Source organism: Bacteroidota bacterium (assembly GCA_041658205.1).
Lineage (GTDB): Bacteria > Bacteroidota > Ignavibacteria > UBA10030 > UBA8401 > UBA8401.
The window spans coordinates 1,804,880-1,828,930 of sequence record JBBAAO010000001.1 but is presented as its reverse complement, the minus strand read 5'-3'; the positions used below and the strand labels follow the sequence as shown (position 1 = coordinate 1,828,930).

22 protein-coding genes are annotated in these 24,051 nt (G+C 42.1%); 17 read left to right on the top strand and 5 right to left on the bottom strand.

Annotated elements, in window-relative coordinates:
- Nucleotides 1-44 precede the first annotated feature (44 nt).
- The 17 genes from lipB (at nucleotide 45) to WDA22_07495 (ending at nucleotide 20,338) form a co-directional block, all read left to right on the top strand.
- Entirely contained in the window at nucleotides 45-752 is a 708-nt protein-coding gene (gene lipB, locus WDA22_07575) for a lipoyl(octanoyl) transferase LipB (protein MFA5833318.1), read from the top strand.
- A 4-nt stretch (nucleotides 753-756) separates the two neighbouring features.
- Nucleotides 757-2,844, top strand: coding sequence for a dehydrogenase E1 component subunit alpha/beta (locus WDA22_07570; protein MFA5833317.1), 2,088 nt, complete (start codon nucleotides 757-759; stop codon nucleotides 2,842-2,844).
- Nucleotides 2,845-3,004: 160 nt separating this feature from the next.
- Nucleotides 3,005-3,493 carry a nucleotidyltransferase gene (locus WDA22_07565; GenBank protein ID MFA5833316.1) on the top strand — a complete coding sequence of 163 codons (489 nt, stop codon included), beginning with the start codon at nucleotides 3,005-3,007 and terminating at the stop codon, nucleotides 3,491-3,493.
- The gene (locus tag WDA22_07560; protein ID MFA5833315.1) at nucleotides 3,462-4,463 is read left to right on the top strand and encodes a thiamine pyrophosphate-dependent dehydrogenase E1 component subunit alpha; all 1,002 of its coding nucleotides are present in this window, start codon (nucleotides 3,462-3,464) and stop codon (nucleotides 4,461-4,463) included. The genes WDA22_07565 and WDA22_07560 overlap by 32 nt, the downstream gene beginning before the upstream one ends.
- A gap of 25 nt (nucleotides 4,464-4,488) precedes the next feature.
- Nucleotides 4,489-5,466: an alpha-ketoacid dehydrogenase subunit beta gene (locus WDA22_07555; GenBank protein ID MFA5833314.1), complete on the top strand. Its 978-nt coding sequence runs from the start codon at nucleotides 4,489-4,491 to the stop codon at nucleotides 5,464-5,466.
- A gap of 68 nt (nucleotides 5,467-5,534) precedes the next feature.
- Nucleotides 5,535-7,181 (top strand): 2-oxoglutarate dehydrogenase, E2 component, dihydrolipoamide succinyltransferase, encoded by a 1,647-nt coding sequence (gene sucB / locus WDA22_07550; GenBank protein ID MFA5833313.1) that lies wholly within the window; start codon nucleotides 5,535-5,537, stop codon nucleotides 7,179-7,181.
- Nucleotides 7,182-7,183: 2 nt separating this feature from the next.
- Nucleotides 7,184-8,071, top strand: a complete 888-nt coding sequence (gene lipA, locus WDA22_07545; GenBank protein ID MFA5833312.1) for a lipoyl synthase — start codon at nucleotides 7,184-7,186, stop codon at nucleotides 8,069-8,071.
- A 47-nt stretch (nucleotides 8,072-8,118) separates the two neighbouring features.
- Nucleotides 8,119-9,123 carry a pyruvate dehydrogenase (acetyl-transferring) E1 component subunit alpha gene (gene pdhA / locus WDA22_07540; protein MFA5833311.1) on the top strand — a complete coding sequence of 335 codons (1,005 nt, stop codon included), beginning with the start codon at nucleotides 8,119-8,121 and terminating at the stop codon, nucleotides 9,121-9,123.
- A 61-nt stretch (nucleotides 9,124-9,184) separates the two neighbouring features.
- Nucleotides 9,185-10,168: a pyruvate dehydrogenase complex E1 component subunit beta gene (locus WDA22_07535; GenBank protein ID MFA5833310.1), complete on the top strand. Its 984-nt coding sequence runs from the start codon at nucleotides 9,185-9,187 to the stop codon at nucleotides 10,166-10,168.
- Between the two features lie 57 nt (nucleotides 10,169-10,225).
- Nucleotides 10,226-11,443 (top strand): pyruvate dehydrogenase complex dihydrolipoamide acetyltransferase, encoded by a 1,218-nt coding sequence (locus tag WDA22_07530; protein ID MFA5833309.1) that lies wholly within the window; start codon nucleotides 10,226-10,228, stop codon nucleotides 11,441-11,443.
- Nucleotides 11,444-11,614: 171 nt separating this feature from the next.
- Nucleotides 11,615-12,490 carry a nitrilase-related carbon-nitrogen hydrolase gene (locus tag WDA22_07525; GenBank protein MFA5833308.1) on the top strand — a complete coding sequence of 292 codons (876 nt, stop codon included), beginning with the start codon at nucleotides 11,615-11,617 and terminating at the stop codon, nucleotides 12,488-12,490.
- 116 nt (nucleotides 12,491-12,606) lie between these two features.
- Nucleotides 12,607-13,953 (top strand): aminotransferase class III-fold pyridoxal phosphate-dependent enzyme, encoded by a 1,347-nt coding sequence (locus WDA22_07520; GenBank protein ID MFA5833307.1) that lies wholly within the window; start codon nucleotides 12,607-12,609, stop codon nucleotides 13,951-13,953.
- Nucleotides 13,954-14,011: 58 nt separating this feature from the next.
- Nucleotides 14,012-14,431, top strand: coding sequence for a four helix bundle protein (locus tag WDA22_07515; GenBank protein ID MFA5833306.1), 420 nt, complete (start codon nucleotides 14,012-14,014; stop codon nucleotides 14,429-14,431).
- 45 nt (nucleotides 14,432-14,476) lie between these two features.
- A complete protein-coding gene (locus tag WDA22_07510; protein MFA5833305.1) occupies nucleotides 14,477-15,811 on the top strand; it encodes an NAD(P)-dependent oxidoreductase in 1,335 nt (444 codons plus the stop codon).
- 109 nt (nucleotides 15,812-15,920) lie between these two features.
- Nucleotides 15,921-17,231 (top strand): NAD-dependent dihydropyrimidine dehydrogenase subunit PreA, encoded by a 1,311-nt coding sequence (gene preA / locus WDA22_07505; protein ID MFA5833304.1) that lies wholly within the window; start codon nucleotides 15,921-15,923, stop codon nucleotides 17,229-17,231.
- Between the two features lie 163 nt (nucleotides 17,232-17,394).
- Entirely contained in the window at nucleotides 17,395-18,777 is a 1,383-nt protein-coding gene (hydA, locus tag WDA22_07500) for a dihydropyrimidinase (GenBank protein MFA5833303.1), read from the top strand.
- A 73-nt stretch (nucleotides 18,778-18,850) separates the two neighbouring features.
- Nucleotides 18,851-20,338: an NCS1 family nucleobase:cation symporter-1 gene (locus tag WDA22_07495; protein ID MFA5833302.1), complete on the top strand. Its 1,488-nt coding sequence runs from the start codon at nucleotides 18,851-18,853 to the stop codon at nucleotides 20,336-20,338.
- Nucleotides 20,339-20,402: 64 nt separating this feature from the next.
- Here the strand turns inward: WDA22_07495 and WDA22_07490 are convergent, their stop codons facing one another.
- From WDA22_07490 to WDA22_07470, 5 genes are all read right to left on the bottom strand, one after another.
- The gene (locus tag WDA22_07490; GenBank protein MFA5833301.1) at nucleotides 20,403-21,788 is read right to left on the bottom strand and encodes a DUF4097 family beta strand repeat-containing protein; all 1,386 of its coding nucleotides are present in this window, start codon (nucleotides 21,786-21,788) and stop codon (nucleotides 20,403-20,405) included.
- Complete coding sequence (locus WDA22_07485; GenBank protein ID MFA5833300.1) at nucleotides 21,785-22,285, bottom strand: hypothetical protein; 501 nt, start codon at nucleotides 22,283-22,285, stop codon at nucleotides 21,785-21,787. Before WDA22_07485 ends, WDA22_07490 begins: the two co-directional genes overlap by 4 nt.
- Nucleotides 22,282-22,833, bottom strand: coding sequence for an RNA polymerase sigma factor (locus tag WDA22_07480; GenBank protein ID MFA5833299.1), 552 nt, complete (start codon nucleotides 22,831-22,833; stop codon nucleotides 22,282-22,284). The genes WDA22_07485 and WDA22_07480 overlap by 4 nt, the downstream gene beginning before the upstream one ends.
- A gap of 123 nt (nucleotides 22,834-22,956) precedes the next feature.
- Nucleotides 22,957-23,397, bottom strand: a complete 441-nt coding sequence (locus WDA22_07475) for a hypothetical protein (protein ID MFA5833298.1) — start codon at nucleotides 23,395-23,397, stop codon at nucleotides 22,957-22,959.
- Nucleotides 23,394-24,050: a methyltransferase domain-containing protein gene (locus WDA22_07470; GenBank protein MFA5833297.1), complete on the bottom strand. Its 657-nt coding sequence runs from the start codon at nucleotides 24,048-24,050 to the stop codon at nucleotides 23,394-23,396. Before WDA22_07470 ends, WDA22_07475 begins: the two co-directional genes overlap by 4 nt.
- Nucleotide 24,051: the final 1 nt, after the last annotated feature.

Sequence of the window (24,051 nt, the reverse complement as noted above, 5' to 3'; positions counted from 1 at the left end):
ACCTCCGAGGTCTTTGAGACCTGGGAGATCTTATCGTAAAAATTATGAAACAATTACTCGTCGTCGATCTCGGAAGAACAAAATATGCTGAAGCGTGGGAGCTGCAGAAGAAGATCTTTTCTGCTCGGCTGGAACAACGCATTGGCGATGTACTTCTGTTGACGGAACACGATCCGGTCTTTACGCTCGGCAAGGGAGCAAATGAGAATCACCTGCTTGCCAATGAAAGCGAACTGAGCGAAAAGAAGATCGATATGTTCTGGATTGATCGCGGCGGCGACGTAACGTTTCATGGTCCTGGACAGATTGTTGGGTATCCAATTCTCGATTTGAATCAGCATTACTTAGATATTCACCGATATCTTCGGGATATTGAAGAGATGATCATTCGAACATTGAATGTTTATGGAATTGCCGCAGGGCGTGAAAAAGAATTTACCGGTGTTTGGGTAAAGAATGAAAAGATTGCAGCGCTTGGCGTTAAGGTAAGTAAGTGGATCACCATGCATGGTTTTGCCTTGAATGTAAACACCGATTTATCATTTTTTGATAGAATCATCCCGTGTGGAATTTTCCATAAGGGAGTAACATCGCTGCACAATGTTCTCGAAACATCAATCGATATCACTGAAGTGCACAAACATCTCGTCAAACATTTCTCTCAAATCTTTTCGCTGGAGGTCAAACAGATCTCCAAGGAAGATCTTTTATCATTGCTTCACCACCATGAAGCTGCAGTAGAGGAGAACTAACGTAATGCCGTCAAAAAAAACCGCTGTGCTTGAAAAAAAGCCGACAGTGAACTCCATCGGAGTTATGAAAACAATCGAATCGAAGAATGGTGTGTTAAAAAAAGACCAGCTTCTTTTTGCCTACCGTACCATGCTGCTTGCTCGTATTATTGACGAGAAAGAAATGAATCTATTGAAACAAGGGAAGATTCTTTTCCATATCAGCGGACCCGGACATGAAGCAGCACAAGTAGCGATTGCGATGGCGATGAAACCGGGATACGATTGGTCGTATCCGTATTACCGTGATCTTGCATTTTCATTGGCGATGGGTTCAACGGCAAAAGATATTCTCTGCGAAAATATGCACAGAATCGAAGGGCCATCTTCTCACGGAAGACAAATGCCTTCTCATTACGGTGATAAAAAATTCCGCATTGTGGGACAGTCATCACCGACCGGCACACAATATTTACAAGCAGTCGGCACAGCGATGGGATCGCGGAAAGAAGGAAACGATGAAGTAACGTACGTTTCCTCCGGTGAAGGAGCGACAAGTGAAGGGGAATTTGCTGAAGCAGTATCCTGGGCAAGTCGTGAAAAATTTCCCGTTGTATTCTGTGTGCAGAATAACAAGTTTGCTATTTCTGTTCCTGTAAAAGATCAGATTGCTGGCGGATCGGTATCGCGATTATACAGCGCATATCCGAATTTAAAAACATTTGATGTTGATGGAACAGATTTCATCGCATCATATAAAACAGCCAAGGAAGCGGTTGAATATTGCCGAAGCGGCAAAGGTCCGGCAATGATCGAAGCGCATTGCGTTCGCTTATTTCCACATTCCTCGTCCGATGATCCGAAAAAGTACATGACGGCGAAGGAAATTGAAGAAGACAAAGCAAAAGATCCGATCCCGAAATTCGAAAAATATTTAACACAAAATGGATACGCATCATCAAAAGAATTGGAAGCGATCCGCGTTGAAGTGAAAAAGGAAGTGGAAGATGCAGCGGATTATGCCGAAGCTGCGCACAGTCCTACAGCGGACACTGCCTTACGCAATGTATTTTCTCCCACAATCGTCGTGCCGAAAGAAAACTTTATTGAACCTGAGCATGCCGGCAAAAGTATTGTAATGGTAGATGCAATCAATCATGCATTGCACGAGGAAATGAAACGTAATCCAAAGATGGTCGTCTACGGTGAGGATGTTGCGGATGGTAAAGGTGGTGTGTTCACGGCAACAAAAAATTTGACGAACAAATTCGGCACCGACCGATGTTTTAATTCTCCGTTAGCTGAAGCAAGCATTATGGGAACCGCAATCGGTCTTGCCGTGCGGGGATTCAAACCAGTTGTTGAAATCCAATTCGGTGATTACATCTGGCCGGCGTTTATGCAAATCAAAGACGAATTAGTTCATATGCGTTACCGAACGGACGGCGATTGGAGTTGTCCGGTTGTTATTCGTGTGGCAACCGGTGGATATATTCGGGGTGGACTTTATCATAGTCAAAGTATCGAAGGATATTTTACTCATATTCCCGGTCTATGGGTTGCGATGCCGTCGAATGCTGCAGATGCTAAAGGACTTTTAAAGACTGCTATCCGTGAGGATAATCCTGTACTGTTCTGCGAGCATAAAGGATTGTATCGTCAACAGTTTGCAGCGACGAACGAACCGGATGACAATTATTGTCTTCCTTTTGGTCTTGCAAAGGTGAAAAGAGAAGGAAGTGACATTACTGTCGTAACGTGGGGATTTATGGTTCAGCGGTCCACCGAAGCGGCACGCAAAATGGAAGAAAAAGGAATCAGTGTTGAAGTGATTGACCTTCGTACATTAATTCCGTGGGATAAAGAGACAGTGTTCAACTCCATCCGTAAAACGGGTAAAGTTCTTGTTGTTCATGAAGACACGAAGACTGGCGGATTTGGCGCCGAAATCGGTATGCAGATTGCGGAAGATTGTTTTGAGCATCTTGATGCACCTCTTGCACGTGTTGCAGCACTTGATGCTCCCATACCGTTTGCACCTGCATTGGAAAATGCCGTACTTCCGCAAGAACATCATATTACAAGCGCATTGGAAAAATTAGCTGCGTATTAATTTTTAGATGATGTTCAGATTATGAAAATGTATAAAAATATTGCTCGGATATTTAAGATTGGTGAAGAACCAAGTGATACTGAATATTGGGCAAAAAAGAGTTTTCGTGAACGGGCGATTGCGATTGAATTTTTACGGCAAACGAAAAGTGATAAACAAAATGGAAATAGAACTAAACGAAAACTTCAAAGAGTTTATCGAGTTATTAAACGCAAAAAAAGTTAAATACCTTGTAGTGGGTGGATTTGCGGTAGGTTTATATGGATATCCAAGATATACCGGAGATTTTGATGTTTGGGTGCAGCCGGATTTAGAAAATGGCAAAAAAGTAATTAGCGTGTTAAAAGAGTTTGGTTTTGGATCTCTGAAAGTATCAGAAAAAGATTTTTTAAGTGATGATCTTATTCTTCAGTTTGGTTATCCTCCATTGAGAATAGACGTTCTCACTGGGATTAGCGGTGTAGTTTTTTCTCAATGTTATTTAAGAAGAAAGCGAACAAAACTCGGCGGTTCTTGGATTAGTTTAATTCATTTGACTGATTTAATGATAAATAAAAAAAATACAGGCCGACCTGAGGACTTGTTTGATGTAAAAAAATTGGAACAAATTAAATTGAATGGAAAAAAGAATACTAAAAAGAAAAGATAAAAAAAAAGACTCGCTCTCTCGTGAACAATACCTTCAGCTCTATTACTTTATGCGTTTGACGCGAGAGTTTGAAGAATCGATCCTAAAACTCTATCGCCAGGGGAAAATCATCGGCGGAGCGTACACCGGAAACGGTAATGAAGCGACAGCTGTCGGTAGTGCATTTGCGTTAGAGAGACAAGATTATCTTTTTCCGATGCATCGCGACATGGGTGCTCATCTTGTGAAAGGACAAACGCTTCGGCATTTAATGCTGCAGCATTTAGCGCGCGGAAATTCCTTATCCAAAGGAAGAGATGGCACGGGACATTATGCTGACCCGGCGTTACGAATTTACGGCAATATCAGTCATCTCGGTGCGATGGTTCCAATGGCTGTCGGTGTTGCGCTTGCAAGTAAATTGCGAAAAGAAAAAGCGGTGGCATTAACGTATATCGGCGATGGCGGAAGTAATGTCGGCGATATTCATGAATCGTTGGCAATGGCTTCGGTAATGAAACTGCCATTGATCTTGATTATTGAAAACAATCAATTTGCTTACTCGACTCCAGTTGCCAAACAAAAAGCGATGGAGAAATATTCTGATCGGGCAAAAGGATATGGAATTCCAGGATACACGATCGATGGAACAGATCTCGAATTGGTCTATAAAACATGTAAAGAAGCTGTTGAACGAGCAAGAGCAGGAGAGGGACCCACATTGATCGAATCTGTTACGATGAGAATGCATGGCCATTCTGCTCATGATGGTGCAGAATATGTTCCAAAAACATTACTAACGGAATGGAAAAAGAAAGATCCAGTTCAACGAATTGAGAAACTGCTTTTAGATAAAAAGATTTTGACGCCGAAGCTTAAAGAAGAGTACGAGAAAAAAGTTTTAGCTGAACTGGAAGATGCTACACAATTTGCGGTTGAATCTCCTTATCCACCTGCAGAAGATGCAGCTGTCGGTGTGTATGCTGATTAAATTGAACTTATAGATAAAAAATATTTTGGCCAATATTACGTATATCGAAGCAATTTCTAAAGGACTCTGGGAAGAGATGGAGCGAGATCAATCTGTATTTCTTCTTGGCGAAGATATTGGTCCATTCGGAGGAGCGTTCAAAGTAACAAAAGGATTCTTAGATCATTTTGGTGAAAGTCGAGTTGTTGATACAGTGCTTGCAGAAACAGCAATCCTCGGTGCGGCAACCGGTGCAGCTGTGGTAGGAATGCGTCCTGTTGCGGAAATGCAGTTTGCTGATTTTGTGACGACTGGATTTAGTCAATTAGTGAATAACACTGCTTCTATCCATTATCGATGGCATATTCCATGTCCCATGGTGGTACGGTTGCCGAGTGGTGCAGGAATTCACGGCGGGCCGTTTCACTCGCGAAATCCCGAAGCGTGGTTTTTCCATCAACCTGGATTTAAGATTGTTGCTCCATCAACACCTTACGATGCAAAAGGATTAATCAAAACAGCTATCCGAGATAATAATCCTGTTCTTTATCTTGAACACAAACGATTGTACCGCCATATTAAAGGCGAAGTGCCGGAAACGGATTACATTGTTGAAATCGGAAAAGGAGATGTGAAACGAGTTGGTTCCGATATTTCTGTGATTACGTATGGATCCATGGTCCACATGGCATTGGAAGCTGCTGATGTGTTACAGAATGAACATGGTGTGAGTGTGGAAGTGGTTGATCTTCGAAGTCTAATGCCGCTCGATACCGAATTGATTTACGCATCCGTTCGAAAAACCGGTAAAGTATTGATTGCACACGAAGACACCATCACTGGAGGAATTGGCGGAGAAATTTCTGCATTGATATCGGATAATTGTTTTCAACATCTGGATGCACCGGTCAAACGAATCGGTGCGATTGATACACCAACGCCGTACAGTCCCACGCTTGAGGAATTTTTTCTTCCCAACACAAAAAAGGTTGTAATAGCGTTGAAGGAGCTGGCTGCATTTTAATATTTTTTTGGGATTTGAGATTGAGAATTTGGAATTTTCCAACACGTATTTATAGAAAGTAAACAATTATGGCTTTAGTTGATGTGATCATGCCTCAAATGGGCGAAAGCATTGCCGAAGGAACGATCTCCAAATGGCATAAAAAAGTCGGCGACAAAATCGCGAAGGATGAAACTCTCCTTGAAATCAGCACGGACAAAGTCGATTCTGAGATTCCTGCACCTGCCGCAGGTATCATTGCAGAATTATTATTTCAGGAAACGACAACGGTCGGCGTCAACACCGTCATAGCGCGGATTAATACTGATGTGAATGCATCCGTCAGTTCTTCCGCTTCAGTTCCATCTGCACCGAAACCGGCGTCAGTTCCTGCACAGTCTGTGGCAGCTCCGCAGCAATCACAGCCTGCTGTTTCCGGTGGTGTATTGGTAGATGTGATCATGCCTCAAATGGGTGAGAGCATTGCCGAGGGAACAATTTCCAAATGGCATAAGAAAGTCGGCGATAAAATTGGTAAGGATGAAACACTTCTTGAAATTAGTACGGACAAAGTTGATTCTGAGATTCCAGCACCCGCCGCAGGAATTGTTGCTGAGTTATTATTTCCCGAACAAACCACTGTTGGTGTTAACACGGTCATTGCAAAAATTTCAACAGGCGTTGGAACTGTTGTTTCGGCCTCTGCTCCAGTATCAAAACCCGCTCCTACGGTTGAATCAAAGCCTGTTGTCAACACTCATCCAGTTGTTTCAGTACAACAACACAATGCACAAGAACAAATTTCTTCAGACCGATTTTATTCTCCATTAGTAATGAACATTGCTCGTACTGAAGGTATATCATTAAGTGAACTTGAAACAATTCCCGGTACAGGATCGAATGGACGAGTTTCTAAAAATGATATTCTCGCCTATGTGCAGCAGAAAAAAAGTGGACATGCTTCAGCACCGATTCAACGTGTTGTAGCACCAGTTGCAACACCATCGTTCAAACCAGCACAGCCAATTACGTATCCTGTCGGTCGTGTTGAGTTGATCAAGATGGATACAATGCGAAAAGCGATTGCGGAACATATGGTGCGTAGCAAGCATACGTCGGCACATGTCGGCTCACTTTCAGAAGCCGATTTGACTACAGTCGTGAAATTCCGTGAAAAAAATAAAGCGGCTTTTGAGAAACGGGAAGGATTCAATTTAACATACACGCCGTTCTTTCTTGAAGCGGTTGTAAAGGCTATTAAAGATTTTCCGATGTTAAATTCTTCGGTGGATGGAGATACAATCATCATTCGCAAGGATGTCAATCTTGGTGTTGCGGTTGCACTTGAAAATGGATTGATCGTTCCCGTAATCAAAAATGCTGAACAAAAGAATCTTGCTGGAATTGCACGTTCGCTGAATGATCTTGCAACCCGTGCCCGCAACAAAAAATTATTACCGGATGAAGTAACCGGAGGCACATTCACTGTTACCAATCCCGGCGGATACGGAAATTTATATGGATTCCCGATTATCAATCAACCGCAAGTTGCTATTCTTGGAGTTGGTGCGATCAAAAAACGTCCGGTGGTAATTGATGACGCGATCGCTATTCGTTCAATGGTCTACATTTCTATGTCGTACGATCACAGGATTGTTGATGGCGCTCTCGGTGGAATGTTTATGCAAAAAGTGGTGTATTATTTAGAAAATTTTGATGTATCACAGGCGATATAATAATGGAAATTGTCATTCAAGAAATACCGGCTGTTGAAGAACCAAAACAGTCTGCTGTTCGAAAACCGGAATGGTTAAAAGCGCGTGTTCCCGGCGGTGAAAATTATTCCCGTTTGAAGAATATGATCGACGAACGGAAACTACACACAGTCTGTGAAGAAGCACGCTGTCCGAATATGGGTGAATGTTGGAATTCCGGTACTGCAACGTTTATGATTCTCGGTGATACGTGTACACGCAGTTGCGGATTCTGTAATGTGAAGACCGGTAAGATGCATATTGTGGACGAAGATGAACCGCGTCGTGTGGGTGAAGCAGTTGCGTTAATGAAATTGCGCCATGCAGTGATTACCTCAGTCAATCGTGATGAATTGTTCGACGGTGGAGCACATATCTTTGCAAATACTATTCAAGAAATTCGGAAACGTTTACCGTTGTGCAAAGTAGAAGTGTTGATTCCGGATTTTATGGGAAGCGAAGAGGCATTAAATATTGTGCTCAACGCTCAACCCGATGTGCTCAATCATAATATTGAAACTGTTCCGCGGTTGTATCGAACAGTTCGTCCGCAGGCACATTATCATCGTACATTGGAATTGTTGGAACGGGCGAAGCACCGTGGATTTACAACTAAGACCGGCATTATGGTGGGCCTTGGCGAAACAGCGGAAGAAGTAATCGAAGTGATGGCAGATCTCCGAGCAGTAGAATGTGATATCTTTACCATTGGACAATATTTGCAACCGACGAAAAATCATTTGTCGGTAGATCGGTACGTCCATCCCGACGAGTTTGCAATGTATCGTGTGAAAGGAATGGAAATGGGATTTAAACATGTTCAATCGAGTCCGCTCACGCGCAGCTCATATCACGCTGAAAAGCTCGTATAATTTTTTTACACAACTTCATCGAATACAATACTAGGGAAACATCTTTAATGAAAGACGAAAAAAAGAATACAAAACAACCGCGTTGGGCCGATCTTCATCTGTCCAATGAAAAATTAATTAAAATGTACCGCGATATGCTTCTCATTCGCCGGTTTGAAGAACGCGCTGCCCAAGAATATGGAAAAGGAAAGATCGGTGGTTTCTGTCACTTGTATATCGGACAGGAAGCAACCGGTGTCGGCGCTATCTCGGCTCTCCGCGAAGATGATTTTATTTACACCGCATATCGCGATCATGGTCTGGCACTTGCACGTGGTATGGAGTCCAAAGGTTGTATGGCAGAATTATTCGGTAAAGCAACCGGTGTATCAAAAGGAATCGGTGGTTCGATGCATTTTTATGATCTCTCAAAAGGATTTATGGGCGGTTGGGGAATTGTCGGCGGGCATCCTCCGCTTGCAGCAGGTTCGGCATTTGCAACAAAATATCAAGGTAAAGATTCTGTTACGATCTGTTTCATGGGTGAAGCATCAACGAACCAAGGTGTGCTTCATGAGACATTGAACATGGCTCAGTTGTGGAAGCTTCCGGTGATATTCATTTGTGAAAACAATGGTTATGGTATGGGAACAGCAATTTCCCGCGCTATGGCAGGTGAACATCTTTATGATAAAGCAGCTGGTTATGAAATGGCTCGTGGTGCAGTGAACGGTATGGATGTGATTGAAATGTATCGCGAAATGTCTATCGCTATTGATCGCGCACGGAAAGAAAATCTTCCGACATTTTTGGAAGCACGGACATATCGCTTCCGCGGTCATTCCATGTCCGATCCGGGACAATATCGAACGAAAGAAGAGATTGAAGAATATAAAAAACGGGATCCGATTGAAACATTCGGCAGAGATTTGATTGCCGAAGGTGTTTTGAAAGAATCCGATATTGAAGCGATGGAAGAAGTGATTAAAAAAGAAGTCCATGAAGCAGTAGAGTTTGCTGATGCAAGTCCGCAGCCCTCATTGGATGTGTTGTTTGATAATATCTATGCATAATTAATTAATCAGGTGTAGCCATAATTAAGGTGGACTACACCTTTCTAACAAAGGAAAGACAATGGCAGTTTTACAAATACGTGAAGCAATCAATCAGGCTATCGATGAAGAAATGAGTCGCGACACGGGAGTGTTCATCATGGGTGAAGAGGTTGCTCAATACAATGGTGCATATAAAGTAACACAAGGACTCTGGAAAAAATATGGCGATAAGCGAGTGATTGATACTCCAATTACCGAAGCTGGATTTGCCGGTATCGGTATCGGTGCGGCGATGACGGGAATCGGTGTTCGTCCGATTGTGGAAATGATGACATGGAATTTTGCAATCCTTGCGTTTGATCAGATTATGAACCATGCTGCAAAAGCACGATACATGTCTTCCGGTCAATTTAAAGTTCCCATCGTTTTTCGGGGACCGAACGGTCCTGCACATATGCTTGGTGCACAGCATTCACAAGCGCTGGAATCGATGGTTGCCCATGTTCCAGGATTAATTGTGATGACTCCGTCAACTCCGTATGATGCAAAAGGAATGTTGAAGACTGCCATCAGAGATGATAATCCAGTGATCTTCATGGAAAGTGAAATGATGTATGGAATAAAAGGAGAAGTGCCTGAAGAAGAATATCTCATCCCGATCGGAAAAGGAGATATCAAACGCGAGGGAAGTGATGTTACGATCATTGCCTGGACGAAAATGGTTGCTGTTGCATTAAAAGCGGCTGAAGAACTTCAGAAAGAAGGAATCAATGCCGAAGTGATCGATCCCCGCACCATTCGACCGCTGGATGAAGATCTCATTCTCGAATCGGTGAAAAAAACAAATCGCTGCGTTATCGTCGAAGACTCATGGCCATTTGCCAGCGTCGGAACGGAAATTGCGCATCGCATTCACACCAAAGCGTTCGACTATCTTGACGCACCGGTGGAAAAAATCAACAGCGCAGATATTCCGATGCCGTATGCCGAGAATCTCGAGCACGAAGCATTGCCGAGTCCGGAAAAAGTTATTGCTGCAGTAAAAAAAGTATTATATCGTTAATTCGTTACACCTGGCAGGTCTTGAAGACCTGCCAGGTGTTAATACCAAAGGAAAATTATGGCAACAAAAATGTTAATGCCAAAACTGAGTGACACCATGGAAGAAGGTGTTATTCTAAAATGGCGGAAAAAAGAAGGCGAATCGATCAAGTCCGGCGATATTCTTGCGGACATTCAATCCGACAAAGCGGATATGGAACAGGAAGCATATGATTCAGGAGTGATTCTGAAATTATTTGCAAAAGAAGGGGAGGGAGTAAAAGTTGGTGCTCCGTTGGCGATCATCGGAAAAGCAGGAGAAGATATTGCTGCTCTTCTTGCGGAATCTTCACCGGTAGCACCTGCACCGAAACCGGAAACAACTCCGACAGTAAATGCTCCTTCAGTTGCACCGGCGTATATTCCCGCACCTGCTCCGGCTCCCATTATTAATGCAGATGCGCGTGTTAAAGCATCTCCGCTTGCAAAAAAGATTGCTCAGGAAAAAAATATTGATCTTCGCACAGTCGCAGGGAGTGGACCATTTGGCAGAATTGTGAAGGCAGATGTGGAAGGAAAGAGTGGCTCATCCATGCCGCGAAAAGTTCTTGCACCGATGCAAACTAAAGAGATTCCGCTCTCCATGATGCGAAAAACGATTGCAAAGCGTCTTCTGGAAAGCAAAAATACAATTCCGCATTTCTATCTAACGATAGAAATGAATATGAAACGGGCAATGGATTTCCGTTCATCATTCAACGATGTAACCGGAACCAAGATCAGTTACAATGATATCGTTATGAAAGCTGTTGCACTTGCGCTTCGAGAAAACCCAAAGGCAAATAGTTCTTTCTATCCAGAGAAGATAGTGCAACATGGACGTATTGATGTGAGTGTTGCCGTGGCTGTTGATGAAGGTCTGATCACTCCCGTAATTCGCAATACGGATCAAAAGACGCTGCTGGAAATTTCGTCTGAGACAAAAGAATTAGCAAAGCGTGCTCGTGAAGGAAAATTGAAACCGGAAGAGTTCACGAATGGAACATTTACCGTGAGCAATCTTGGAATGTATGATATTGAAAACTTCGCCGCCATTATCAATCCTCCGGAAGGTGCAATTCTCGCCATTGGCTCAATCATTGAAAAACCGGTGGTTGAGAATGGTCAAGTTGTAGCCGGTCATACGATGAAAGTAACAATGTCTTGCGATCATCGGGTTGTTGACGGTGCAATCGGAGCACAGTTTTTACAATCATTCAAGAAGATCATAGAAAACCCTTTGCTGTTAGTGATTTAATTTGATCATGGTGTTATTCAAACTAACGTCATTCTGTCGAACGATAGAATGACGTTGTTGTTTCTCCCTCTTCCTTTTGCAAGCCATTCTATTGACAATCCGCACGGAACTTCTTAACATAGCCTACATTTTTGTATTTTCGTAATCACCATTCACTGAAAAGGAGCGTTTATGTCTCGTATCGTCAGAGGTGGTCTCATCCAATGTTCTATCGCAACATCCAACGACCAACCGATCCCCAAAATTAAAAAAGCAATGATTGACAAACACATTCCCATGATAGAGAAGGCGGGAAAAGAAGGGGTGCAAATTCTTTGTTTGCAGGAAGTGTTTAACGGCCCTTACTTTTGTGCAGAACAAAAAACAAAATGGTATGAGATGACGGAAAAAATTCCGGATGGTCCGACGATCAAATTGATGCAGAAATATGCAAAGAAATATAAAATGGTAATGATCGTTCCCATCTATGAAATTGAAATGGAAGGTGTTTATTATAATACGGCAGCAATCATCGATGCTGATGGAACATATCTGGGTAAATATCGCAAGCACCACATTCCTCAAGTGGAACCCGGATTTTGGGAGAAATTTTATTTCAAACCGGGAAATCTCGGCTTTCCCGTCTTTAAGACGAAATATGCAGATATTGGCGTCTATATTTGTTATGACAGGCACTTTCCTGAGGGGGCCCGCATTCTGGGATTAAACGGTGCAGAGATCGTCTTTAATCCATCTGCAACGGTTGCCGGTCTTTCGGAATATCTGTGGGAATTGGAACAACCGGCACACGCTGCAGCCAATGGATATTTTGTCGGTGCAATCAATCGTGTGGGGACGGAAGAGCCGTGGAAGATTGGAGAATTTTATGGTAAGAGTTATTTTTGTTCTCCGCGTGGAAAAATTCTAAAGCAAGCCAGCCGCGATAAAGATGAACTTGTCATTTGTGATTTGGATATGAAAATGATCCAAGAAGTCCGTTCTGTCTGGCAATTCTATCGTGACCGTCGCCCGGAAGCGTACGGAAAGATTACAGAGTTGAAAGACTAACCAAAAAATGATTCATGGTTTCATGTTTCAAGATTCAAGTCACACAAATATATCCTGAGACATGAAACCTGAATCCTGCGACTTTAATATCTATATCCAAGAAGGAATTTAATCCGATGTCCGAAAAATTAACTTCACAAGAAGTTGTCGAGATCACCGCAAAACACACCTACGGCACCTGGCGCAAACAAAAAGGATGGACACCGCTCCACATTGTGGATGCTGAAGGATGTTTTTTTACCGATGCAAGCGGGAAACGATATTTTGATTTCTCATCACAATTGATGTGTGTTCATCTTGGTTACAAGAATGCAGCAGTAATTAAAGCAATTGAAGATCAAGCGAAATCACTTGCATACATTGCTCCCGGATTTGCCACAGACATTCGAGCAGAGTTAAGTAAACTACTCCTTGAAGTACTGCCAAAAGGTTTGGAGAAATTCTTTTTTACCACGTCAGGAACGGAAGCTAACGAAGCGGCATTTAAAATTGCTCGAATGTACACCGGCAAAACGAAAATCATTGCCCGGTATCGATCGTATCATGGATCGACAATGGGATCGATCGCTGCCACCGGTGATCCTCGCCGATGGGCAATGGAACCTGCTGGGAAAGTTCCTGGTGTTATCTTCTCTCCGGAAGTGAACTGCTTCGATTGTCCGATTAAACATACCTATCCCGGATGCGGAATTGCTTGCGCTGATTATCTTGAACATATGATTGAAAACGAAGGTGATGTTGCTGCAGTGTTGGTGGAACCTGTCGTAGGAACGAATGGCATACTGATTCCTCCAAAAGAATATTTTCCAAAAATAAGGGAGATTTGTGACAAACATAATGTCCTTCTCATTGCTGATGAAGTAATGACTGGTTGGGGAAGGACTGGAAAATGGTTTGCCATGGATCATTGGGGAGTTCAGCCTGATATTCTTGTTACGGCAAAAGGGATCACAACAGCATATATGCCACTGGGATTATGCGCTACAACGATGAAGATCGCATCGTTTTTCGATGATCATTTCTTTTCTCATGGACACACCTACGAAGCGCACCCGTTGACCCTTGCACCGGCGATTGCTTCCATCAACGAATTTAAAAGAATGGATCTGATCAATCGTTCTGCCGAGATGGGTGAATATCTCGGTATGAAATTAAATGAACTTAAATCGAAACATCCATCTATTGCCGATGTCCGTGGACTTGGGCTTTTCTGGGCAGTGGAATTAATGAAGAATAAAAAAACGAAAACATACTTCAACACTTATAAAGACAAGGTAAGCGGCGTGCAATCAGTTGTGGAAAAAATTTCTGCGCAAATGATGAAAAATGGAGTGTATTTGCAGGCATGGGTGAGTCACTTTGTTATTGCTCCACCGTTGATCGTAACGAGAGAAGAGCTCGACAGCGGTCTTGCAGTGTTCGATGAAGCGTTAAAGATTGCGGATGAGCTTGTAGAACAGTAAAAAGAGATTCAGGCCTCATGTTTCAAGATTCAAACATTCTAAAATTTTTGAGATTAGTATGGATGGAGGATATCACAAACTGGAGATTTACAATATCTCTCACAATGTAGGTGTGAAGATTCATGAGATGACATTACAACTTCCAAAGTTTGAAATGTATGAAGAAGGGAGTCAAATTCGGAGATCATCTAAATCTGTTTCATCGAATATTGTGGAAGGTTTCGCCTTGCGGAAATACAAAAATGAATTTCTCCATTATTTGTATAGAGCTTATGGTTCTAGTGAAGAGTCACTTGAACATTTGCGATATCTTTTTGAAACTAAATCTATGGTAGATGAAAAACAGTTTAACGATCTAGAGATAGAAATCTTAAAACTAAATGGGAAACTATTTCGATTTATTCAATCTGTTGAAAAGGATCATGATACACCCGCATTTCTTAAAGAATCCGAAGTCGAATATCGTTCTGAATCTTGAATCATTAAACATGAATCAAAAACTTATTTAGCATATGGTGTTTCTATGAACAACCCCGCCTCAAAACTTTCTCACAAACAGTATGAGCAAAATTTTGCCGAACTAAAACCGGCATTAACCGACGTTGCCGCTCTTGCTGAAGCTAATCGATGTCTTTATTGTTACGATTCTCCCTGCATGACTGCTTGTCCCACACACATTGATATTTCCATGTTCATCAAAAAGATCACCACTGATAATATGAAAGGATCAGCACGGACCATTCTTTCTTCAAATTGGGTTGCGATGACTTGTGCAAAAGCTTGTCCGGTGGATGTTCTCTGCGAAGGAGCATGTGTGTATAATGCAAAAGGAGAGAAACCGATCCAGATCGGAAGATTGCAGCGTCATGTAATGGATTGGTATGTGGAGAATGGAATGCCGAAGTTATTTACTCCATCGGCAAAGAACGGAAAATCAGTCGGTATTATCGGAGCCGGTCCTTCCGGACTTGCATGCGCCGCTGAATTGTCGCTCCTCGGATTTGATGTGACAATCTATGAAGCACATAAAGTTCCCGGCGGACTTGATACTCACGGTATCGCTCCGTATAAGATGATGCAGCAGGATAGTCTTAATGAAGTGAAGATGATTAAAAATTTGGGTGCGAAGATAAAAACGGGTATTCTTATCGGCAAAAATATATCAATAGAAAAATTGGAAAAACAACACGATGCTATTTTTATCGGTTCAGGACTCCCGAAACCGACCGAATTGCATATTTCAGGGGAGGAGTTAATTGGTGTCCGGAATGCGCTCGATTTTGTGGAAGATGTAACGACCCGTAAGTGGGGATCGGTGAAGGTTGGGAAACGAGTTGCAGTGATTGGTGCAGGAAATACTGCAATCGATGCTGCTACGGAAGCGAAACGGCTTGGCGCTGAAGAAGTGTTTATGGTCTATCGCCGCGGCAGAGAACAAATGTCCGCTTATGATTTTGAATACGATCTTGCAAAACGGGACGGCATCACATTTTATTTTCACGCCCAACCAAAAAAGATCATCGGAAAGAAGAACGTTGAAGCATTGGAATGTATTGAAACGAAAATTATCAACGGAAAAGTGAAACCGATTCCCCGTTCGGAGTTCAAAATTCAAGTAGATATGGTGATTAAAGCTGTCGGACAAAATATTGATGAATCGTTTTTTGGCATGATTCCAAAACTGAAAGTAAAGAATGGAATGGTTGTCGTCGATGCAAAATCGTATCAAACAACGAATCCAAAATACTTCGCCGGCGGTGATTGCATCAATGGCGGCAAAGAAGTGGTGAATGCTGCGTATGATGGTAAACGTGCGGCGTATGGAATTCATAATTATATTTTCGAAAAGAAAAAATAATTATTCCCTGATTCATGTCTCACGATTCAGGATTCAAGAATACTTTTTGAAATGTGAATCATGAACCTGTTCTTTAACAGCTTTTCCTTTTTTTATTTTTGAGGTTACCATGGTCGATCTTTCAATCAACTGCGCCGGAATCAAATCTCCAAATCCTTTTTGGTTAGCTTCTGCACCGCCGACGAATTCGGGATATCAGGTCTGCAAAGCATTCGAAGCAGGATGGGGCGGAGCTGTCTGGAAAACAATCGGTGCACCGGTAATGAATGTGGTCAATCGATATGGTGCGGTGGATTACAACGGACAGAAGATTATTGGGTTGAATAATATTGAATTGATCAGCGATCGTTCAATCGAAATTAATCTGAAAGAAATTGCCGAGACAAAAAAGTTGTGGCCGGATCGCGCAATTGTGGCTTCATTGATGGTTGAATCCGACAGGCAAATATGGCACGACATTGTTAAACGAACGATTGATTCTGGTGCCGATGGCATCGAGTTGAATTATGGCTGTCCCCATGGAATGAGCGAACGCGGAATGGGTTCTGCTGTAGGACAAGTGCCGGAGTATTGCACGATGATTACTGAGTGGGTAACGGAAGTTTCCACAATTCCTGTTTTGGTCAAACTTACGCCAAATGTAACGGATATTCGTTTTCCAGGACGCGCTGCTAAAAAAGGAAAAGCGGACGGAATTTCCCTCATCAATACTATCAATACAATAATCGGTGTCAATCTGGATACGTTTCAAATTGAACCGTCGCGAGGAGGAAAAGGTGGTCATGGCGGCTATGCCGGTCCTGCCGTTAAACCGATTGCATTGAATATGGTTTCTGAAATTGCTCGTGATCCCGAAATTAACCTGCCGATTTCAGGAATGGGAGGGATATCGAATTGGAAAGATGCATTAGAATTTATTCTACTTGGTGCCACAAGTGTCCAAGTCTGTACTGCAGCAATGCATTACGGTTTCCGTATCGTTGAAGATATGATTGATGGAACGACCAATTGGATGGAAGAAAAAGGATATACTTCGTTAGATCAAATCCGTGGTAAAGCGTTGCCTAACATTGGAAATTTTGGCGACATGAACTTGCTGTCGAAACATGTTGCGCACATTAACGAAAGTAAATGTATTCAATGCAATCTGTGTTACATTGCATGTGAAGATACCGCTCATCAATGCATCGATCTGTTGACGAAGAAGGGAAAACAACAGCCGACCGTGCGAGAATCCGATTGCGTTGGGTGCCGATTGTGTTACATTGTTTGCCCTGTTGAGAATTGCATTACCATGGAACAAAAAGATAACGGAAAAAATTCAAAGACGTGGAATGAGCTTGTTCAGGAGTTGCCACAGCCGATGACCATGGATGACCTGAGAAAATTCCAGCACAAGCACGGAATTGATGTGCATTAAAAAACAAATTGATTCATGATTCACGATTCAGGTGGCAGGAAAAGAAACAGTATTTTTATAAGCGATTTATTTTTCAAAGAATGCTCTTTATACCATTTCTCATGAAGCTTGAATCCTGAAACATGAACCACCAACTTCGAACTTTTTTTATTGAGGCTATCTTATGTCAATCCTAATTAAAAACGGAAGAATTATCACCGCAGACGAAGATTTCGTCGCCGATGTTTTCGTTGAAGGTGAAACAGTTTCTCTGATAGGAAAAAACCTACAGGTAAAAGCGGACAAGACGATTGACGCAACAGGAAAACTTGTCATGCCCGGCGGTATTGATCCTCATGTTCATCTGGACATGCCGTTTATGGGAACATTCTCCAGTGACAATTATGCCACCGGAACAAGTGCTGCACTCTTTGGCGGGACGACCATGGTGATCGATTTCGTGCTTCAGAAGCAAGGGAAATCTCTATATCACGCTCTGGAGGAATGGCGGGGACGATCCAATGGAAAAGCAGCATGCGATTATTCATTTCATATGGCGGTGACAGATTTTAATGAAAGCACAAAAACTGAAATTGAAAAGATGGTGAATGACGAGGGAATTACATCCTTTAAAACATTCATGGCCTACAAAGGTGCGCTGATGATTGATGATCGTCAAATGGTTGGATTGATGCAGGAAGTGAAGAAGCAGGGCGGTATGGTAACAGTTCACGCAACCAATGGTGATATGATTGATTTTCTTGTGGCAAAACATCGTGCTGAAGGAAAACTTGCGCCGCTGTATCATTATTTGTCGCAGCCGGAGATTACCGAAGCGGAAGCCTCGGGGCGTTTTTCCGATATGGCATATTATACCGGTGTTCCTGCATACATTGTTCATATGACGTGTGAAGGAGCACTCAATCAAGTTCGAAGAGTTGCCGCTAGGAATCAGCGAGTGTATGGGGAGACATGCATTCAATATCTTATTCTGGATGCTTCTCTGTATGAACAAAATTTTGAAGGGGCAAAGTGGGTCATGTCGCCGCCACTTCGACAAAAGAAAGATCAAGAATCTTTATGGGGAGGAATCAATCAAGGATCGGTGCAAGTTGTTGCAACTGATCACTGTCCTTTCAAATGGGAACAAAAATTGATGGGGAAAGATGATTTTTCGAAAATTCCAAATGGTGCACCAGGAATAGAACACAGAATGGAATTACTTTTTTCTGAAGGAGTAAACAAAGGACGAATCTCATTAAATAAATTTGTCGAAGTCACCTCGACCAATGCTGCAAAAATTTTCGGAATGTTCCCGAGAAAAGGATGTGTGGCAGTCGGTTCGGATGCGGATATTATCATTCTTGATCCAAATGAAGAACATATACTTTCCGCAAAGACACATCACATGAATGTGGATTATTCCGGATATGAAGGATGGAACATGAAAGGGAAGGTCAAATCTGTTTTGATGCGCGGCCAGGTTGCAATCGAAAACAATCAGATCAATGTAAAACCGGGTTATGGAAAATTTATTAAACGAAATAAAGTGAATGGAATAATTTGAGTTTTATGCGATGGAGGCCACTTTTGAGGTAGTCTCCATCGTAGATCATTAAACCTACCAAATCAAAAACTCTATGTTCAATTTTCTCTCCTCCGAACTTGTCGAAACTGATTATACTTCGATTGGTAAAAGTTCACTAATCAATCACGATCTCGCGCCGACAACGATTGCACAACGCAAGTGGGGAACGTATAATATTGCTGCATTGTGGATTTCGATGTCAGCATGTATTCCAACCTACATGTTAGCCTCCGGATTAATTGCAGAAGGGATGAATTGGTATCAAGCGGTGATTACAGTATTTTTAGGAAATGTGATTGTACTGGTTCCAATGATTCTGAATGCGCATGCCGGGACGAAATATGGAATTCCTTTTCCTGTTTATTGCCGCGCATCATTCGGAGTGTTAGGCGCAAATATTCCGGCGCTGCTTCGCGCATTTGTTGCCTGCGGCTGGTTCGGAATTCAAACATGGATCGGTGGCTGGGCAATTTATAAAATCTTTACAATTTATATTCCTGCATGGGATGCGCTGCCAGTGTGGATTGCCGGGATTAACATTGCTCAGTTCGGTTGTTTCATGTTCTTTTGGGGGATCAATATATTGGTGATTTACAAGGGGATTGAATCGATTCGATTTTTGCTCGACATTAAAGCGCCGCTCTTAATCATTTTAGGATTGGCGCTTCTCGCATGGGCGTATCAGCAGGCTGGTGGATTTGGACCTATGCTTTCGCAACCATCGCAATTTGTTTCCGGCGGAGTAAAGGAAGGGCAATTCTGGATGGTTTTCTTTCCATCACTGACAGGAATGATTGGATTTTGGGCAACACTATCGTTAAACATTCCGGATTTCACACGCTATTCCAAAACGCAGCGAAGTCAAATGCTTGGACAAATGATTGGACTTCCATTGACGATGGGCTTGTATGCATTTATTGGTGTTGCAGTAACTTCCGCTACCATAGTGATCTTCGGTGGATTTCCAATCTGGGATCCGATCATATTGATTACCAAATTCACGAATCCCATTGTGCTCGCAATTTCCTTATTCGCACTATGTCTTGCTACACTTGCAACAAATCTTGCGGCAAATGTTGTTAGTCCTGCAAACGATTTTGCCAATCTCTGGCCTTCAAAAATAACATTTCGTCTTGGCGGATTGATTACAGGAATTATCGGCATTCTCATTCAACCGTGGAAACTTGTGGCAGACCCGAGTGGATATATCTTTACCTGGCTTGTCGGATATTCGGCATTGCTTGGACCGATCGGAGGAATTTTAATCGCCGACTATTTTATTGTTCGGAAAACAAATCTCAAACCGCTCGATCTTTATCTTTCAACCGGTGACTATACATATACGAATGGGTTTAACATTGCGGCTGTAACTGCGTTGATCCTCGGAGTGCTTCCGAATATTCCGGGATTTTTAGGAACGATTAAGGTAATCGATCCTGCTTCAGTAGGGTCATTCCTTATGCATTTATATAATTATGCATGGTTTGTTGGTTTTGGTGTAGCATTTTTAATCTATGTTGTTTGGATGAAAAGAAAATAGCGTTGCAATGAGACGGTTAGCTGTAGGACACCTTAGAGGTCTCCTACAACTAACAGTAGAACAATTATTTCTTCTGATGTACTTCAATATTTCCGGAAACTGTTTTGATGTTCATCGTTCCGCTCCCATTACCGATTTTTCCCATGGCAATGAATCCTCCGCCGATCTCTTCCACTTCCACCGGCAAGTTTGTTATGACCGATCCGTAGGATGCCTTTAACTTTACGTCACCGATAAAATCGGGGAGCCTGACACTGACAGGACCATACTCATTAAAGATTTCTATCTTGGCAGGTTTAGTCAGGAGATCGATATCAATCTTGTTACTTTTGTTGGTGATTTCCACTGTTGAAGCGGAGAGCTGATCGATCTGAATATCTGCGTACTCATCCTTGATTATCACATTGCCGGTGATCCGTTTTCCATCAATGGAAGAGCTTTGCCCCGCTATTTTTATGTTTCCCTGAATGTTCTCCAATTCTATTTTTGAGTATGAGTCTTCAATCTTTACGTCGCGCGAACAATTGTAGATTGTGACATCTCCCGACATATTTCTCACGGAGATCGGATTTCCGGTTCCATTCACCGATTCGATGCTGATGTTGCTATAGGGAGCGTCAATATCGGCACCAAAAATCTCTTTCATTTGAATGGTTCCGCTTTGTGATTCAATTGATGTGGTTCCTCTCACTTTTTCCAGACGCATTTTGGAATATTTTGCATCGAGAATAACGTTTCCCCCTATATCATTCATTTCAATATGTCCACTCACACACAATACTGTTGCATTTTGTTTAATACTGTTGAGCGTAATAGTTGAATAACTTGCATCAGCATCCACTTGGCCGGTAAAGTTTCTGATGGAAATTGTTGAACTTGTTCCTTCAAGCGAAAGGCCGCCGCCGCTTTGCTCGATGGTGGTTTTCCCGTAATTATTTTCAATTTTTTTAATTGCGGAACAATTTTTAATGAATAAGGTATTTGAAACACCATACAATTCTAAAGACCCTTGGATTCCTTCAAGCGAATAATCTCCGTAGCGAAAGTCGGCAATCAGGGGATGTGATGCTGGGACATAGATTTCACCGGTTACTTTTAGGTTCGAATATGTGAAAAACTGTAAACTGAAAAGTTTCTTCCAAGAAAATCCCTCGTCACCTCTCTTCGATTGACGGAAAGAAACAATGACCCGTTCGCCAGTCTGCTCTTGGGTGACATCGACCGATTGAACATACTCTTGTTCATTCTCTTTATTTGAGGATGAATAATCCACCTTAATGTCAATCGCGATCTCATTTTTATCCCACGATTTTATAGTGAGCGATGCGCCGCTGAATCCCATTAATTCCACCGCTTGAGCATCCTTCACTGGTATTGTTTTTTTAATACTTTTTACTTCGGCGCTCAACAACATTACCGAGTACATCACTATGTATGCTATAATTTTCATAATACTATATCTCCTTGTTGTAACATCTCTTGTAATAATGTCAGTTTCATGTTGTATAATTCATGAAGCCTCTGACGTTTCAACGGCGACAGGTCGTGTGAATTGGTCTCTTGCCGTAATTGTTCAATCGCTTGGTTTAAATATTGCAGGCGCATCACACGAAGGGAGGCAAGATCGTTATTCGTGGTTGATGAAGAGGGGGTAGCGGTAGAATGGACAACAGCTTCAAATTCACGGATTGCGGATTGATAGGCTCGATCCATCCGGATCTCCTGCGGTTGTGTTGTCTCCATCAACATTTTAAATACTGAATAGATACCAATACTGGAGAACATGATGATAAATGAAGCGGCGATACCATAGATGAAACTTCGGCGATCAAAACGGTAACTGTTTGTTGTTGGCCAACTGCTTTTAGATATGCTGTCCCACATACCCTGTTTTGATTTTTCATCGGGAAGATCATTGTCAGTATAAAATTGTTTTGGATCGATCATGATTTTCTCCTTGTTACTTTCAATTGATTTCGCAGAATGTGTTTCGTCCGTGTCAATATCGTTCTGGATGTGCTCTCACCGATATTCAGCATAACGGCAATTTCAGCATGCGAATATCCTTCCACTTCATACAGAACGAACACTGCCCGTTTAGTCTCATCCAATTGTTCAAACAGTGTTCGCAATGTTGAATTCCATTCGATTGATTCATCTTCGATTTCAGCAATCGATTCATCTACCGTATCCATTTCGACAAATGGAATGATGGCATTTCTTCTGATATCGCTACGCATTTCATTTAATGCTATTTGGAACAACCACGTTTTGAACTTCGAACGATTGTTGAATGAGCCTAATCCTTCAAACGCTTTGATGAATGCACGTTGAACCAGCTCTTGAACATCGCTGTCGTTTTTTCTGAACTGCTTCAGAAAACGAAACAGGAGTTCGACATGATCATCATAAAGGATCTTGTATGCTTGTTTCTCTCCATTCCGTATTCGTGAAATAAGGACGGATTCTTCAGAAAGGCCTGTCTGGATTTCCATTCAATAGTTTGATGATTGAGGAGGGGAAAACGCTACACTAATTTTTATAAAAGGTACGGTTTATAATTCAAAAGAATTCAAAAAAAGTGGATAGCGGTAAGGATTTCTGGTGGAAATCGTACGTTATTGAGTTTCTTGTTGAAGCTCTTTGCGAATTCGTTCGATAGACACTTCGGCTTCCTGACGATCGACTCCAAGCCATTTACATGCTGTTTGAAGATCGTTAAACACAATCGCATTAAGAAACTGAGAGCGGGCAAGTTGTGTGAAAAAGCTGGAACGATTGAATTCTTTTCCCGCAACAATTGCAATCTTTCGGCCGAGGATTACTTCGGGATGTTGCGCAATAAAATCAACGACCTGTTTAATTTCTTCCTGGCCAATTGATATATCAGCAGAACCAATATGAATATCAACAATCTGTTTCACGGCTTGTTTAAAATCAGGTTCTACTATCAATTTCTTAACATTGTTCATCCATTGATCAAACGTTACATTGTGATGCCAAAGGGAAATAATGAGATTTTTTTCTTTTTGAATGTTGTATTGAATGCTCACAGTCATTTTTCCCTTCTATAGATTGCTGCCTGCCAAAGCATCATTGTTCGAGAATATGAACGTGTAAATCCCTGTTTCGTCAAAATGGTTTGAACATTGTTCCATTCATGCCAGTATGGTCTGAAACCTGATCGGAAAAGTTTTGCGAATGCAATCTCCAGAGTGAAAATAAGATGAACGATGAATGTATTCGAAGGGAAAATGAGAGCATAGATGGTATTTGTCTTTTTAGCGGATAATGAAATTAATCCTTCTAAATCTTCATAGCAACAAATCACTTTGTCCAACATTGTGATATCTGCGGAGGCAATCGAGCCGGCAATATTCAAAAAATCACCATGTTGATACGAAGTCTTTTGCTCGACGCTAAAATTTTTGGCAAATGCTTTTGCATGCCCAATCATTTCTTCAGACATGTCGACTCCAGTGGCAAACGACGCTCCACGCCGGAGAAGAGTCAAATGTAATTTTCCAACCCCGCTGCCGATATCGAGTATCGTTTTTCCTTCAAGTCCCTCTTTGCAAATCTCTTCAATCAAATAGTGTTGAATTCTTTCAAGCTTTCCCTTACGAAACGAACGGGCATACCGCTTTGAACGTTTCGAAAAGAATTTTCCGGTAGATTCTGAAATGGATGGTGTGGAACAGCAATTGGGCATA